This is a genomic window from Massilia oculi (assembly GCF_017582745.1).
Classification (GTDB): Bacteria; Pseudomonadota; Gammaproteobacteria; order Burkholderiales; family Burkholderiaceae_D; genus Telluria; species Telluria oculi_A.
In genome coordinates this window covers 102,779-118,393 of the sequence record NZ_JAFVIM010000016.1, presented here as the reverse complement: position 1 = coordinate 118,393, position 15,615 = coordinate 102,779, and the positions used below count along the sequence as shown (strand labels likewise).

13 protein-coding genes are annotated in these 15,615 nt (G+C 65.2%); 5 read left to right on the top strand and 8 right to left on the bottom strand.

The window, feature by feature from the left end; all coding sequences use genetic code 11:
* Window positions 1–71 precede the first annotated feature (71 nt).
* Window positions 72–749 carry a ribose-5-phosphate isomerase RpiA gene (rpiA, locus tag J3U95_RS18265; protein ID WP_208280089.1) on the top strand — a complete coding sequence of 226 codons (678 nt, stop codon included), beginning with the start codon at window positions 72–74 and terminating at the stop codon, window positions 747–749.
* A gap of 14 nt (window positions 750–763) precedes the next feature.
* The gene (locus J3U95_RS18260; protein WP_208280088.1) at window positions 764–1,069 is read left to right on the top strand and encodes a hypothetical protein; all 306 of its coding nucleotides are present in this window, start codon (window positions 764–766) and stop codon (window positions 1,067–1,069) included.
* Between the two features lie 59 nt (window positions 1,070–1,128).
* Here the strand turns inward: J3U95_RS18260 and J3U95_RS18255 are convergent, their stop codons facing one another.
* Window positions 1,129–1,401, bottom strand: a complete 273-nt coding sequence (locus J3U95_RS18255; protein WP_005662929.1) for an oxidative damage protection protein — start codon at window positions 1,399–1,401, stop codon at window positions 1,129–1,131.
* 39 nt (window positions 1,402–1,440) lie between these two features.
* Window positions 1,441–2,754, bottom strand: coding sequence for an amino-acid N-acetyltransferase (argA, locus tag J3U95_RS18250; RefSeq protein WP_208280087.1), 1,314 nt, complete (start codon window positions 2,752–2,754; stop codon window positions 1,441–1,443).
* Window positions 2,755–2,808: 54 nt separating this feature from the next.
* On the opposite strand from argA, the gene hrpA reads away from it, so the two are divergent.
* Window positions 2,809–6,882, top strand: a complete 4,074-nt coding sequence (gene hrpA / locus J3U95_RS18245; protein ID WP_208280086.1) for an ATP-dependent RNA helicase HrpA — start codon at window positions 2,809–2,811, stop codon at window positions 6,880–6,882.
* An 82-nt stretch (window positions 6,883–6,964) separates the two neighbouring features.
* Window positions 6,965–7,585 (top strand): TetR/AcrR family transcriptional regulator, encoded by a 621-nt coding sequence (locus J3U95_RS18240; RefSeq protein WP_208280085.1) that lies wholly within the window; start codon window positions 6,965–6,967, stop codon window positions 7,583–7,585.
* Between the two features lie 253 nt (window positions 7,586–7,838).
* Here J3U95_RS18240 and J3U95_RS18235 read toward each other — a convergent pair whose 3' ends face one another.
* A complete protein-coding gene (locus J3U95_RS18235; RefSeq protein WP_208280084.1) occupies window positions 7,839–8,504 on the bottom strand; it encodes a PRC-barrel domain-containing protein in 666 nt (221 codons plus the stop codon).
* Window positions 8,505–8,855: 351 nt separating this feature from the next.
* Window positions 8,856–9,881 (bottom strand): SDR family oxidoreductase, encoded by a 1,026-nt coding sequence (locus J3U95_RS18230; protein WP_208280083.1) that lies wholly within the window; start codon window positions 9,879–9,881, stop codon window positions 8,856–8,858.
* A 193-nt stretch (window positions 9,882–10,074) separates the two neighbouring features.
* Between J3U95_RS18230 and J3U95_RS18225 the strand changes: the two genes are divergently transcribed.
* Window positions 10,075–11,676, top strand: a complete 1,602-nt coding sequence (locus J3U95_RS18225; protein WP_208280082.1) for a mechanosensitive ion channel family protein — start codon at window positions 10,075–10,077, stop codon at window positions 11,674–11,676.
* Between the two features lie 69 nt (window positions 11,677–11,745).
* Here the strand turns inward: J3U95_RS18225 and J3U95_RS18220 are convergent, their stop codons facing one another.
* The 4 genes from J3U95_RS18220 to J3U95_RS18205 all read right to left on the bottom strand — a co-directional run bounded on the left by J3U95_RS18220 (window position 11,746) and on the right by J3U95_RS18205 (window position 15,547).
* On the bottom strand, window positions 11,746–12,723 hold the full coding sequence (locus J3U95_RS18220; RefSeq protein ID WP_208280081.1) for a Bug family tripartite tricarboxylate transporter substrate binding protein: 978 nt from the start codon (window positions 12,721–12,723) through the stop codon (window positions 11,746–11,748).
* 152 nt (window positions 12,724–12,875) lie between these two features.
* Window positions 12,876–13,997, bottom strand: coding sequence for an alpha/beta fold hydrolase (locus tag J3U95_RS18215; protein ID WP_208280080.1), 1,122 nt, complete (start codon window positions 13,995–13,997; stop codon window positions 12,876–12,878).
* 113 nt (window positions 13,998–14,110) lie between these two features.
* The gene (locus tag J3U95_RS18210; RefSeq protein WP_208280079.1) at window positions 14,111–14,752 is read right to left on the bottom strand and encodes a DUF4230 domain-containing protein; all 642 of its coding nucleotides are present in this window, start codon (window positions 14,750–14,752) and stop codon (window positions 14,111–14,113) included.
* Between the two features lie 90 nt (window positions 14,753–14,842).
* A complete protein-coding gene (locus J3U95_RS18205) occupies window positions 14,843–15,547 on the bottom strand; it encodes a hypothetical protein (protein WP_208280078.1) in 705 nt (234 codons plus the stop codon).
* Window positions 15,548–15,615 lie beyond the last annotated feature (68 nt).

The window sequence follows — 15,615 nt, the reverse complement described above, 5'->3', positions numbered from 1 at the left end:
GCAGTTTTTCGGCAGGAGGATCGTGGTGATCCGCTAGAATGGCGTATTCTTTTCTACTTACCAACCGCATCATGACTCAAGACGAACTGAAACAAGCAGTGGCGCGCGCCGCCATCGATTACGTTGTCGACGGTGAAATCATCGGCGTCGGCACCGGCTCGACCGCCAACTTCTTCATCGACGAACTGGCCAAGATCAAGGACCGCATCAAGGGCACCGTGGCCTCGTCCGAAGCCACCGCCGCCCGCCTGCGCGGCCATGGCATTCCGGTGTTCGACCTGAACGAGGTCGAGTCGATGGCCGTCTACATCGACGGCGCCGACGAGATCAACGCGCAAGGCGCGATGATCAAGGGCGGTGGCGCGGCGCTGACGCGCGAGAAGATCGTGGCGTCGGTGTCGAAGAAGTTCGTCTGCATCGCCGACGGCTCGAAGCTGGTCGACACGCTGGGTAAATTCCCGCTGCCGGTCGAAGTGATCCCGATGGCGCGCGCCGTCGTGATGCGCAAGCTGGCTGCACTCGGCGGCCAGCCGAAGCTGCGCCTCAAGCCAGGCACCGACCAGCCTTTCATCACCGACAACGGCGGTGAGCTGATCGACGTGGCGGGCCTGTCGATCACCGATCCGGTGGCGCTGGAAGAGACGATCAACCAGATCACCGGCGTGATCGCCGTGGGCCTGTTCGCCAAGGCCGGCGCCAACGTCTGCCTGCTGGGCACGGCGGAAGGCGTCAAGACCCTGTCGCTCTGATCGGGAGACCGGCCATGAAATACGCGCTGGTGCTGGCGGCCGTCCTGCTGGGCGGTTGTTCGATCTATGGCAGTGGGGTGGATTTGTCGCAGCCGACGGTGGTCGCATCGCCCGACGTCGTCGAGATCCAGCGCGTGCCGTTCAAGGTCGGCGTGTCGTCGACCACGGTCGAGCAGCTGGCCAAGGCGCAGGCCTGCACCAGCGAGCAGGGCGCCGGTTTGATCACCGAACCGGGGCCGATCGAGGTCTACCGGATGCAGTGCCAGGATGGCAAGGTGTTCATGGCGCGCTGCGAATTGCGGCAGTGTCGCAAGATGTAAAAAAATCCCGCTGACGGCTAGCGCCGCAAGCGGGATTCTTCATGGATGATGCGCTTCGATCAGGCGGTCGGCGGCACGTAACCCATCGCCTGGTCAGCGCCTTCGCCGAAGAAATGCTTCTCCATCTGCGTCGCCAGGTATTTGCGCGCGCGGTCGTCGGCCAGGTTCAGGCGGTTTTCGTTGATCAGCATCGTTTGATGCTTCAGCCATTGCTGCCATGCCTCTTTCGAGACCGACATATACAGCTTCTTGCCCATCTCGCCTGGGACCGGCGGGAAATCCAGGCCTTCGGCTTCCTTGTTCAGTTTGATGCAGTGGACGGTGCGAGCCATCGTGTACTCCTGTTGTGCGTTTTCCGGGTAAGACCGCTATTATAAGGTCTTGATCAGCACCTGTGACCGGCGCTGCCAGTTGTACATGTGTTGCCGGTCTTTTGGCAGATCGTCCACGGTGGCCGGCATGAAGCCGCGCTTCTTGAACCAGTGCGAGGTGCGCGTGGTCAGCACGAACAGTTTCGTGAGGCCGGCGGCGCGGGCGCGGTTTTCCATGTGCTTCAGGATGCGCTCGCCGTCGCCCTGGGTTTGCGCATCGGGGCTCACCGTCAGGCAGGCCATCTCGCCCATCTTCGACTCGGGGAACGGGTACAGCGCCGCGCAGCCGAAGATCACGCCGTCGTGGTCGATCACCGAGAACTGGTCGATCTCGCGTTCGATCAGCTCGCGGCCGCGGTAGACCAGGGTGCCGTCGGCTTCGAGTGGCTCGATGAGCTTGATAATTCCGCCGACGTCCTCAATTGTGGCCTGGCGCAGGCTTTCCAGGTTCTCGTGGCTGATCATGGTGCCCACGCCGTCGTGGGTGAACACCTCGAGCAGGGCCGAACCGTCCATCTCGTAAGGGATGATGTGGGCGCGGTCGACGCCGGCGTTGCAGGCCTTGATGGCGTGCTGCAGGTAGAATGCGGCGGAATCGGACAGGAAGCCCGCCTGCAGCACCGCTTCGGCCATGTGCGACGACAATTCGCGCAGCTCGGCGCCGCCGGCATCCACCATCATCGGCGATTCGGTGATGAAGATCAGCTTGTCGGCGTGCAGGGCGATCGCGGCCGACGCGGCCACGTCTTCCATCGTCAGGTTGAAGATCTCGCCGGTCGGCGAGAAGCCCAGCGGCGACAGCAGCACCAGGTTGTCCTCGGTCTGCAGGATCGGGTGGATCTTCTCGGCGGCGATCTTGCGGGTGACGCCGGTGAGCTCGAAGTCGACGCCGTCGATCACGCCCAGCGGGCGGGCCACCACGAAGTTGCCCGAGACGATGCTGATCTGGGCGTTCGACATCGGCGTGTTGGGCAGGCCCTGGCTGAAGGCGGCCTCGATATCGAGGCGCAGCTCGCCGGCGGCTTCCTTGGCGCATTCCAGCGCGGCGGTGTCGGTGATGCGCACGCCGTTGTGGAAGCGGCCCTCGACGTTGCGCAGCGCCAGCTGCTCGGCCACCTGCGGCCGCGAACCGTGCACCAGCACGATGCGGATGCCAAGGCCGACCAGCAGCGACAAGTCTTGCGCCAGCACCGGCAGGGCGCCGGAGGCGACCAGTTCGCCCGGGAAGGCGACCACGAAGGTCTTGCCACCGAAGGCATGAATATACGGCGCGACCGAGCGCAGCCACTGGACGAATTGGGTAGGAGTTTCCATTTGCCGCATTATAATTCGCTGCGCGTTGTGCGCACCAAATCCTTGTAAAAATCAATGTCTGAACAGAGTAACAAGCCTTCGCAACAGCCGGCGCGCGAAGCGAGCGCCACCGCCAACGCAGCCTCCGTCGAACGCCGTCCCCGTCGTGCACAGGGCGAGCGCGGTGAGTCGCGTCCACGCCAGGAACGCCCGCCGCGCGAAGAAGCTCCCGTGGTGCGCAATCCTCTGCCGCCGATTACGTTCCCCGAAGACCTGCCTGTCTCGGGCCGGCGCGCCGAGATCGCGAAAGCCATCCTCGAGAACCAGGTGGTCATCGTCTCGGGCGAGACCGGTTCGGGCAAGACGACCCAGTTGCCGAAGATCTGCCTGGAACTGGGCCGCGGCAGCAAGGGATTGATTGGCCACACCCAGCCGCGCCGGATCGCGGCATCGTCGACCGCCAAGCGCATCGCGCAGGAACTCGGCTCGCCGCTGGGCGAGCACGTCGGCTTCAAGGTGCGCTTCAACGACACCTTGCAAAAAGGGGCCTCGGTCAAGCTGATGACCGACGGTATCCTGCTGGCCGAAACCCAGACCGATCCGCTGCTGCGCAACTACGACACGATCATCATCGACGAGGCGCACGAGCGCAGCCTGAACATCGACTTCCTGCTCGGCTACCTGAAGCAGCTGCTGCCGCGTCGCCCGGATTTAAAGGTGATCATCACCTCGGCGACGATCGACGCCGAGCGCTTCGCGCGTCACTTCGCCGCCAACGACAAGCCGGCGCCGGTGATCGAGGTCTCGGGCCGCCTGTACCAGGTGGAGGTGCGTTATCGCCCGATCGACCGCGACCCGGTCCCGGGCGCCGCTGCCGTCGACCCGACCAAGCCGCTGCCGAAGGCCCAGGCCGCGCGCGAGAAGCGCGACCTGATGGATGGCGTGGTCGACGCCGTCGATGAGCTGTGCCGCATCGGCTCGGGCGACGTGCTGGTGTTCCTGCCGGGCGAGCGCGAGATCCGCGACTGCGCCGAGGCGCTGCGCAAGCACCATCCGCCGCACGTCGACATCCTGCCGCTGTTCGCCCGCCTGTCGGTGGAGGAGCAGGACCGCGTGTTCCGCCCGAGCGGCAACGCGCGCCGCATCGTCCTGGCCACCAACGTGGCCGAGACCTCGCTGACCGTGCCGGGCATCCGCTACGTGGTCGATACGGGCCTGGCGCGCGTGAAGCGCTACAGCTTCAGGAACAAGGTCGAGCAGTTGCAGGTCGAGCCGATCGCGCAATCGGCGGCCAACCAGCGCGCCGGCCGTTGCGGCCGCGTGGCCGACGGCGTCTGCATCCGCCTGTTCGAGGAAGACGATTTTCAGAAGCGCCCCAAGTTCACCGAACCGGAGATCCTGCGTTCGTCGCTGGCGGCCGTCATCCTGCGCATGAAATCCCTGCGCCTGACCGATGTCGAGACCTTCCCCTTCATCGAGGCGCCGCAGGGCCGCGCGATCGCCGACGGCTACCAGCTGCTGCAGGAAGTCGGCGCGGTCGACGACAACAACGAGCTGACCCCGTTGGGCCGCAAGCTGGCCAAGCTGCCGCTCGACCCGCGCGTGGGCCGCATGATCCTGGCCGCGCTGGATAACCACTGCCTGACCGAGATGCTGATCGTGGCCTCGGCCCTGTCCACGCAAGACCCGCGCGACCGGCCGATCGAATACCAGCAGCAGGCCGACGAGAAGCACAAGAAGTTCGCGGACGAGAAGTCCGAATTCCTGAGCTACCTGAAGATCTGGGCCTGGTTCGAGGACGCGATCGCGCACAAGAAGACCAACCGCCAATTGCAGGACAACTGCCGCGCCAACTTCCTGTCGCAGCTGAGGTTGCGCGAGTGGCGCGACGTGCATTCGCAGCTGTTGACCATCGTGCGCGAGCAGGGCTGGCGCCTGAACGAGTCGCCAGCCACGTACGAACAGCTGCACCTGGCGCTGCTCACAGGTTTACTCGGCAATATCGGTTTCAAGTCCGAGGACGAGCAGGGCGGCGTGTACCTCGGCGCGCGCGGCATCAAGTTCCACATCTGGCCCGGCTCGACGCTCGGCAAGAAGGCGGGACGCTGGGTCATGGCGGCCGAGCTGGTCGAGACCACGCGCCTGTACGCGCGCACCATCGCCCAGATCCAGCCCGAGTGGGTGGAAAAGATCGGTGGCCACCTGCTGAAGAAATCCTGGGGCGAGCCGCGCTGGGAAAAGAAGCAGGCGCAAGTCACGGCGCTCGAGCGCGCGACCCTGTACGGCCTCGTCATCTATGGCGGCCGGCGCATCAACTACGGCCAGCGCAATCCGCGTGAGGCGCGCGAGATCTTCATCCGCGACGCGCTGGTGGCGGGCGACTACGAGACGCGCCTGCCGTTCTACATCCACAACCACAAGCTGGTGAAGGACATCGAGAACCTCGAGCACAAGTCGCGCCGCCAGGACGTGCTGGTCGACGACCAGCTGATCGCGGCCTTCTACGACAAGGAGATCCCGCTCGACGTCGTGAACGGCGCCGGTTTCGAGAAGTGGTACAAGGACCAGGCGCGCGACAATCCGAAGCTGCTCTACCTGAACCGCGAAGAACTGATGCGCCACGAGGCGGCCGGCGTCACCACCGAGCTGTTCCCGAAGACGATGGTCGTCACCGGCATCGAGATGGGCCTGACGTACCACTTCGAGCCGGGCAGCGTGCGCGATGGCGTGACCTTGTCCGTGCCGCTGTTCGCGCTGAACCAGATTCCGCAAGAGCGGCCAGCCTGGCTGGTGCCGGGCATGATCAAGGAAAAGGTGCACCTGCTGCTCAAGTCCCTGCCGCAGAAGCTGCGCCGCCACTGCGTGCCGCTGCCGGAATATGCCGCCAAGTTCGTCGACCGCATCCATGCGGCGAATGCCTTCGGGCGCGGCGACCTGGTCGACGTGCTGATCATGGACGTGCGCGCGCAAACGGGCGTGGCGGTGAAGACCGCCGACTTCAAGCTCGAGACCCTGCCGGCGCACATGTTCATGAACTTCAAGGTCATCGACGAGCATGGCCGCCAGCTGGAGATGGGGCGCAACCTGGCGACGCTCCAGGCCGAGCTGGGCGGACAGGCGCGCCAGAGCTTCCAGAAGATGGCGGAAGCGACACCAAGCGCGGCCAATGCGCGTGCGCAGGCGGCGCGGCCGGTGGCGGCTGCGCCTGGCGCACCCGCTGTACCTGCCGGCAAAGGCAAAGGCGTTGCGCCGCAGACCGCGCCGGCCTCCGCGCCTGCACAGGAATCGGCATCGGGCCGCCAGCATACGGGCCTCACCGGCTGGACCTTCGGCGAGCTGCCGGAGCTGCTGGAGATCAACCAGGGCAAGCTGACCCTGATCGGCTTCCCGGCGCTGGTCGACAAGGGCACGCATTGCGACCTGGAGGTGTTCGACGATCCGAACGTGGCCGCGCGCACCCACCGCGTGGGCCTGCGCCGCCTGTTTGCGCTGCAGTTCAAGGAGCAGCTCAAGTTCGCCGAGAAGAACATTCCCGGCCTGCAGGGCATGGGCATGCAGTTCATGAACATCGGCTCGCAGGAAGACTTGCGCGACCAGATCGTGGCCAAGGCGATCGACATCGCCTGCCTGCAGGATCCGCTGCCGGTCGACGCGGCTTCGTTCAACAAACGCAAGGACGAGGGCAAGGGCCGTATAGGCCTCCTCATCAACGAGGTGGCGCGCCTGGCGGGGCAGATCCTGGGCGAGTACCACGGCCTGCCCAAGCGCGTGCAGGCCCTGCCTTCGGCGGTGGCGTCGGACATCCAGGCGCAGCTGCAGGCGCTGGTGCACAAGCGCTTCATCGCCGACAACGAGTACAGCCAGCTGGCGCACTTCCCGCGCTACCTGAAGGCGATCAACGTCCGTCTCGAGAAGCTGCGCGGCAATCCGTCGCGCGATGCGCAGCTGATGGCCGAGTGGCAGACGGCGGCGAGCCAGTTCCAGCGCACGCTCAAGAATATGGCGGGCAAGAACAACGATCCGCGCATGGTCGAGTTCAGGTGGATGCTGGAAGAGCTGCGGGTGTCGCTGTTCGCGCAGGAGCTGAGGACGCCGATGCCGGTGTCGGCCAAGCGATTGCAGAAGGTGTGGGAGTCGATGTTGCGCTAGTTGTTCGTCGGACTGGACGCTTGCGGGTCCGGTCCGGCGAAAAACCGCTTGTAGTTTCGCACACCTGTGCTAAAGTAGTTGCATGAATACCACGGCCAAAAGCGAAGCCACCTACGCCACCATCCTCGATGCGGCGGTGGGCATGGCGTCGACCGAGGGCATCGGCCAGTTGTCGCTGGGCGAGCTGTCCAAGCGCACCGGCATCAGCAAGAGCGGCGTGTTCTCGCGCGTCGGCTCGCTCGAGGCCCTGCAGTCGGCCGTGCTGGACGAGTACGATCGCCGCTTTTCCGAAGAGATCTTCATGCCGGGGCTGGCCGCGTCGCGCGGCTTGCCGCGCCTGTCCACGATGGTCAATCTGTGGCTCAAGAAGATTGCCGGCGAAACCACGCGCGGCTCTTGCCTCTATACCGCCGGCGCTTTCGAGTTCGACGACATTCCCATGCCGCATCCGCTGCGCGAGCGCATCGAGGCGGGCGTGCTGCGCTGGCGCGCGACCTTGCGCAAGACGGTGCTGCAGGCGATGGAAGCAGGGCATCTGCGGCCCGACACCGAACCCGAACAGCTGGTGTTCGAGATCTACAGCCTCGTGATCGGTGTGATGCACGACGCGCGCTTCCTGCATGACGCAGATGCGCCAAAACGGGCGCAGCGGGCGTTCAACCGCCTCATTTCCACCTATCGGAGTTTCAGCGACCTGGAATAAGGTCGAGTCGGGGGGGCGTCGTCCTCCCTTTTTTAAACTAGTTTCGCACACCCGTGCGAAAGCGGGCTGTGCACGAGGAGTCGATCATGTCTGGATTGTGGTTGCTGGTGGTGTCCCTGGCCGGACTGGCAGGGTACGTGGTGCGCGACGTGCTGCGCAGGGTTCCCCGGTCGGACGAGGATTTCGTGTTCTGCTGAGGGGGCAGGATGATGACACGAAGGACGACGGCCGCGCCGCCGTCCTTCATGCGGCCTTAGCCGATATTGCTGCCGCGGATGCGGCTCAGATCCTTGTCATCGCCCAGGTTGCCGGAGCGCGGATCGGTGCTGCTGCCCGGACCTTGGTTCGCCCGCGAATCGCCCATGCCGGCGCCCGCGCCGCCCAGGCTGCTGGAGCCGGCGTGCCCGGCGCCCACGCTCGAGCCCATCGCGCCGCCCGCATAGGTGGCGCTGCCGGTGCCGGCGCCACCGACCATGCCGCCCATCGGCACGCCCGGCCCCATGGTCGGTGCGCCCGAACGGTTCGGGTCGGTGCCATAGAAGCTGTGGATGCCGCTAACCCAGCTCAGGTCGCTCATATCCGGCCAGGCATCCTTGTCGAAGCCCGGCGCGGTCTTGAGACGGTCCTTGTCGACGTTGAGCACGAAGCGTTTATTGACCGTGTCCAGGTGCAGCGCCTGCCAAGGCACGGCGAACAGTTTTTCTCCCATGCCCAGGAAGCCGCCGAAGGCCAGCACGGCGTAGGCCACCTGGCCGGTCTGCATATCGAGCATGATTTCCTTGATGTCGCCCAGATCTTCCTCAGCGGCATTGACGACGCTGTCGCCGATCAGGGTGTCGGCGCCCATCAGGGACGGTCCCGGACCCATATTGTTGCTGTCCTTGTAGATACCGTATTTATCGCGGTCTGCGTAGCCCATATGTTCCTCCTTGTCTATTGACGTTGCGAACAATGCGACGGTCACTCCGATTGGAGCAGACCCTCGCCCTACGAAGGGTTCATGATAGGACGCTAGCGGATCGAGGCGCGCGCGCTAGCGCCGAGCAGGCTGAAGCCTTATGCGAGGCAGCGCACAGATGAGTGAGCTTGGCATGGCTAATCTGCCAAGCTATGTCCAGGAGGAATTAGAGATGACTGTCATTTCGCGCTGCACCAACGCCGGCCCCCTGGGGCAACTGATCCGCACCCGTTCCTTCGCCTCGCTGCTGGCGCGCCTGCTGCGCCGCGGCTGAAGCCTGCCCGGCAGCATCGGGTAGGCTGAAGCAAGTACTTACGGCTGTCCGCCACCGCCCGCCGCGCCATACACGTGGCCGGTGGTATAGCTCGCCTCGTCCGAGGCCAGCGTGACGTAGATCGTCGCCAGCTCGGCCGGCTGGCCCGGACGCTTCATCGGCGTATCCTCCCCGAATTTCTCGCGCCCCTCCGGCGAATTGCCGCCCGCCAGTTGCAGCGGCGTCCACACCGGCCCCGGCGCCACCGCATTCACGCGGATTCCCTTCGATGCCATCTGCTTGGCCAGCGACTTCGTGAACGCCACCTCGAAGGCCTTGGTGCCCGAATAATCGAGCAGTTTTTCCGGCGGATCGTAGGCCGTCTGCGACGAGGTATTGATGATGACGCTGCCGGCCGACATGTGCGGAATCGCCGCCTTGGTGATCCAGAACACCGCGTAGATATTGGTCTTGATGGTCCAGTCGAACTGCTCGCTGGTGATGTCGAGGATCGAATTGTTGTTTTGCTGGCGCGCGGCATTGTTGACCAGGATGTCCAAGCCGCCCAGTTCGCGCACCGCCGTTTCCACCAGCTTCTTGCAGAAGGCTTCGTCGCGGATGTCGCCGGGAATGGCGACCGCCTTGCGGCCCGCATCGCGGATCAGCTGCATGACTTCGCGCGCATCCGGTTCCTCAGCCGGCAGGTAGCCGATGGCGACGTCGGCGCCTTCGCGCGCATAGGCGATCGCGGCGGCGCGGCCGATGCCCGAGTCGCCGCCGGTGATCAGGGCCTTGCGTCCCGCCAGGCGGCCGCTGCCGCGATAGGTGGTTTCGCCATGGTCGGGACGCGGCGTCATCTTGCTGGCCAGGGCCGGCCACGGCTGGTCCTGCTTGGGGAAGGGCGGACGCGGATAGCGCTTGGCCGCTTCGCGCGCCGCGCCCGGCGCCGGCTGGTTGCCGCCGGTCGCTTGCTGGGCCAGGGCCGGGACGGCGGCGGCCGAGGCGGCCACGCCCGCGGCAACGGTACTGACGAAACGGCGGCGCGACGGCGTCACGCCTTCTGGCTTCTGGTCTTCCGAACTCATGCTTGCTCCTCGATGGGGTGGGGCTGCAAACGCAGCCAGGTAGTGGCGAAGATGTTAGTCGTTATCGAAAAGACACGGAACACGGTAGCTTGTTAGCAAGATATTGGTGCTGGTCTGTTGTAAGTAGGATGGTTGACTGCTGAGCGGAAGTGTTCTGAGGTAACATTTCGTTTTTACCGATTTGTGTTTTTCCATGGCGATCCTCCGCGCACTCCTTGTCCTGGCCTTGCTGGGCTTGTATTCCTTCGCCTGGTCCGCCCAGGCCGCTCAGGCCGAAACTGCGCCGGCCACGACCGCAGCCGCACCGGCCCAGCCGACCGTGCGCGCCGACTTCACCGTCGCCACCCGCAAGGTCTTCGTGTTCCGCGCCGCCCTGGCCGGCCACTCGCCGCAAGACCGCCTCGAAGCGGCCCAGCGGCGCCTCGACAAGGCCTTGTTGGGCAAGGGCCCGCAGCGTGCCACGGTCAACGGGTTGGCCGAGGGCAGCCAGGTGCTGCTCGACGGCGCGCCGCTGTTCCTGGTGACGCCGGGCGACATCAATGCGCTGGCCGGCGACACGACCCAGGACGTCGCGCACGACAGCGCGCGCAAGCTGGAGCGCGCGCTGGCGGCGCGGCGCGAGGCGAGCGACCCGCGCGTGCTGGTCGAAGCCGCCGCGCTGTGCGTCGCCGCCACCCTGGCCTATGTCGTCGTGCTGCGCGCGCTGGTGCTGCTGCGCAGCGCGGTCAAGAGCCGCTTCGAGCGCCTGCTCGGCGTGCGCCTGGCGCGGGTGAGCTTTCGCAACGTGCGCCTGCTCGACGCCCAGCTGTATGTGAGCTTCCTGCGCCAGGTGACGATGGCCGTGGTGTGGGGCCTGCGCCTGCTGGCGACTTATATCTGGATCAGCTTTTTGCTTGGCGAATTCGCCTACACCCGCAGCTGGGGCGAGTGGCTCAAGGGTTACCTGGTCGAGCTGGCGGTGGGGATCGGCCAGTCGATGGCGGCCGCCATTCCCGGCCTGCTGGTGGTGCTGGTCATCGCCGCGCTGGCGCGCCTGGTGATGCTGACCGCGGCCTCGGTGTTCAAGCGGGTCGAGAGCGGCGAATTGCAGGTGGGCTGGCTGGACCAGGACACGGCGGCGCCGACCCGGCGCCTGGTCAATATCGTGATCGCGCTGTTCGCGCTGGCGATGTCCTATCCCTACCTGCCCGGTTCGCACACGGCGGCCTTCCAGGGCGTGACGGTGCTGGCCGGCCTGATGGTGTCGATCGGCGCCTCGAGCATCGTGGCGCAAGGCGCCGCGGGCCTGATCCTGATGTACACCCGCTCGCTGCGCAAGGGGGAATACGTGCGCGTGGGCGACAAGGAGGGCACGGTGGTCGACATGGGCATGTTCGAGACGCGCCTGCGCACCGGCAGCGGCGAAGAAGTCCTGATGCCCAACGCCTGGGTGCTGTCCAACACCACCAGCAACTTCTCGCGCGACGGCGTGCTCGACGACGGTTTCGTCACCGAGGTCAAGGTGACGCTCGCCTACGAAACCCCATGGCGCACCGCGCACGCGCTGCTGGAACAGGCGGCCGCGGCGACGCCTGGCATCGCGGCCGAACCGAAGCCCTTCATCGTGCAGGCGGCGCTGTCGGATTTCTATGTCGAATACCGGCTGTGCGCGCATTCCTCGGCCGACAGCCCGCGCGCGCGCGCCGAGGTGCGCAATCATCTGCACCAGAACGTGCTCGACGTGTTCGATGCGGCGGGCGTGGGGCTGACGTCGTCGCACTTCCACCGCGTGACGTTGACGGAAAAGCGGGCTTGACCAACGAAAAACGGGTGACCCGGCATTGCCGCGTCACCCGTTTTACTGGGTACTACAGGATCGTGTGAATCAGTCGACGGTCGCGCCGCTGTCTTTCACGATCTTCGACCATTTCGCGCTTTCGGCCTGCACGAACTTGGCGAAGTTTTCCGGCGTATCGCCCACGTACTCGGTGCCGGTGTCGGCCAGCACGCGCTGGAAGTCAGGCTGCTTCATGACCTTCTGCGATTCGGCGTTGATCTTGTCGACGATCGCTTTCGGGGTCTTGGCCGGCACGAACAGGCCGTACCAGGCGTAGGACTCGATGTTCAGGCCCGCTTCGGCGAAGGTCGGCACGTCCGGCAGCAGCGGCGAGCGCTTGTTGCCCGAGATGGCGATCGGCTTCACCTTGCCGCTCTTGATGTGCGGCATGATCGCGATGGTCGAGTCGAACATGATCGGGATGTGGCCGCCCAGCAGGTCGGAAATCGCCGGCGCCGAGCCCTTGTAGGGCACGTGCACCATGTCGAGCTTGGTCACGCCGCGGAACAGTTCACCGGTCAGGTGCTGCGGGGTGCCGTTGCCGGCCGACGCGTACGAGAACTGGCCTTTCTTCGACTGGATGTGGGCCAGCAGTTCCTTGACGTTCTTGGCCGGCACCGATGGGTGGGCGACCAGCACCAGCGGCGCGCGCAGCAGGTTGGTGACCGGGATCAGGTCCTTGGCCGGGTCGAAGGCCATCTTCTTGTACAGGCTCGGGTTGATCACGATCGGCGCGCTCGAGGTGATCAGGAGGGTCTGGCCGTCCGGCTTCGAGCGGGTCACGGCCGCGGTGCCGATATTGCCGCCGCCGCCTCCGCGGTTATCGATCACGAACGACTGTTTCAGGTCGGTGGTCAGGCCTTTCGCCAGCGGGCGTGCCGCGATGTCGGACGGGCCGCCGGCCGGCCATGGCACGACCACGGTCACGGTGCCGGTCGGCCAGTTCTGGGCGAAGGCGCTGGCGGAGAGGACGGTTGCTGCGAGAGCGAAGACGAGGGATTTTCCTTTGGACGGGAAGACTCGCATGGTTTTGTCACCTATATAGTTGAATTATTACGCGGTTGTTTCGATAACCTGCTGAAACGATTTTACACGAATGCCTATGCCGATTGCGTACGTAGTAGTACGTGCGTCTTTTTGGGTGTCGTGTTTACGTTGAGCACAGCGCCAGACCGGCCTCATGGCGCCACGTCACCCGCCTTTTCGGCGATCGGCCGCACGTGGCGCAGCAGCGAATCGAGCATCTTGCCCGGCTCTTCATTGAACATCTCGTGGCCCGAGCGCTCGAACCACACCAGTTTCTTGTGCGGCGCCTTCACCGTCTCGAACCACTCGGCGGTCACGGTCGACGAGACGTTGTAGTCGTAGCGGCCATTGAAGATGATGATCGGGCAGTCGAAGCGTTTAAGACCGCTGAAGTCGGTCGAGACGACTTCGGCCAGCAAGTGGTCCTGCGAGAATTCGTTGCCCGCCCACATGGCGCGCAGGTCGGCGTCGGTGTACTCGGGCGCCAGGCGCGCCGCCGCGCCTTCGTGGGAGAAGTCCTTGCGGCCGTGGATGGCGCCGCCGTAATAGCCCAGCCACTTGCGCTGCAGGTACAGGTCCTTGAGCACGATCGGACGGCCCGGCGTTGCGTAGGGGCCGAGCGATTCGAGCTCCTCCACCGCCTTGGCGTTGTTGTCGCGCCGCGCGGCGTCGAGCGCGAAGCGCAGGCCGCGCCGTTCGCCCTCCGGCCCGTTGGTGGCCTGGCCCATGCCGATATAGGCGTGCAGCCACTCCGGGTGCTTGCTGGCCAGCTCAATGCCGAGCGAGCTGCCCCACGAGTGGCCGAGCACGAAGATACGCTCCTTGCCGAACTCGCGCCGCAGCCATTGCACCATTTCCTCGGCGTCGGCGAGCATGCGCGCGCGCTTCATGGTCGGCGCGATGACGGCCGGATCGTTGGCGGCGTAGGTCTTGCCGGCGCCGCGCTGGTCCCATTGCACCACGGTGAAGAAGTCTTCCCAGCCGCGCTGGAAATACCAGCTGGTGGGCATCGACACATAGCCCGGGCCGCCGTGGATCATCAGCAGCACCGGATTGCGGCGGTCGACGCCGCGCACCGAGATCCACTGGTCGATGCCGCCGATGCGCACCGCCTCGGTACGCTCGATGGCGCCCGGCATGACCAGGCGCCGCATGTCGGCCACGATCTTGACCGCCTCGGCGCGGCTTAGGGGTTTCTGTGCGAAGGCCGGCGCCAGGATGGCGCTGGCAAGCACCGTCGACAAGGTCAGGCGATGAAGCAAGCGTGCATGCATGTGAAATCCGGTCGAAAAATGGATCGAGTATTATCTATCAATAGTGATAGATAGTAACTAAATTTATCGATTGCCTTTTTCGATCATCGGCCGCATCGACATGCCGCGACAGATCAGGGCTTGGCGCCCGACAGCGGTTCCCAGATGACGGTCGGCATCCAGCCGGTGGCGGCCAGGGTGGCCTGCATGACGGTGGCCGCGTTTTCCTTGGCCGTATTCAGCACGGCGCTCTGGCTGCAGGCCGCCTGCACCGCCTTCTGCGCCGTGCCCAGCGCATTGTTCATCGCCGTGGTGCGGGTCTGGGCGGAAGGGATGAAGGCCTGCAAACCCTGCTCGGTGACCGCATAGAAATATGAACCGCCCCGGTTGCGCGCCTCGTGGCTGATGCGCGCCTGCAGCGGTGTCGGCGGCGGCAACACGATGGTGAGGGTGCGGGCGCGCTCGTCGATGTCTTCGTAGCGCGCCTGGCGCAGGTCGGTTGCGATCGTGCAATCGCCGCGCGCGACGAGCAGCACGCGGGTGCTGCCCAGCCTTACTTCCCATTGCGACCAGGGGATGTCGACCGCGTTCGGCTGCGTGAACTCGATGACGTCCGAGTAATTCATCTTGAGCGACACCAGATGCCCCATTTTTTCCAGCGAAATCAGCGGCGGCGGCGGCGCCACCTGCTCGGCCGGCTTCTTGATGAAGGCGAAGGTGATGGCTGCGGCGGTGACGGCGACGAGCAGGATCGGCAGGCGTTGCGGTGATTTCATGGGACGGCGATGACAGGTGCGTGGATTCGACGGCGGCCAGTCTACCCGATCCAGCCGATGGCCGACGCCGCCCAGCGCCGGCGCCGGCGCCTAATCGACCTCGATCGTGGTGATCGTGATGGCGTTGCCGGGCATTGCCGGTCGCCATGGCCCGTCGATCACTTCGATGCGGTCGACGCCGAAGCGGGCGAAGTCCTCCCTGGTGAAGGTCCATCCGTCCATGTCGGGCAGGTCGAAGCGGCTTGCCTGTCCATACGTCGTGATGTCCTGCCTGACGCCGATCTTCTTGAAGAAGTCGGTTTCGCGCTGGAGCAGCGGCTGGATTTCCTTCCGGTGGCCGGCCCGGAATGCGTCCCGCTGTTCACTGGTCATGGCATCGTAGGCGGCTTGCCGCTCGTCTCCCAGGTCGAACTTCGTGCTGCTGATGCCGCCGTGGAAGCCGATGACGGCCACGTTGCTGACAGTCTTGCGCGGCGCCGCGGTAAACACATAGTTGGCGCAGGAAGACAGGCAGTACGAACTCACCTTGACGTCCAGGCCCTTCCGGTACACCCAGTCACCCAGGTCGAGGCCGAAGTCGACGATGCCGCCCTTGCTCTCGATGGCGAGCACCGTCGGCTTGATGGCCAGGCTGTCGTACAGGGCGAACAGGCGCTGGTTGGCGGCATCGTCCAGGTAGCCGGAATAATGCAGTTCGCCGTTCTCGACGAATACCCGGGTGGCGTCGGCGGCGGCGCTGGCCGCGGTGGCGAAGAAGGCGAGGGCAGTCAGGCAGGCGTATCTTGATCGGGGCATGGGCAGGCATCATCCGGAATCGACCCCGCATTATCTCGTGTCGACGATAAAAAAGGTTCACTGAAAAC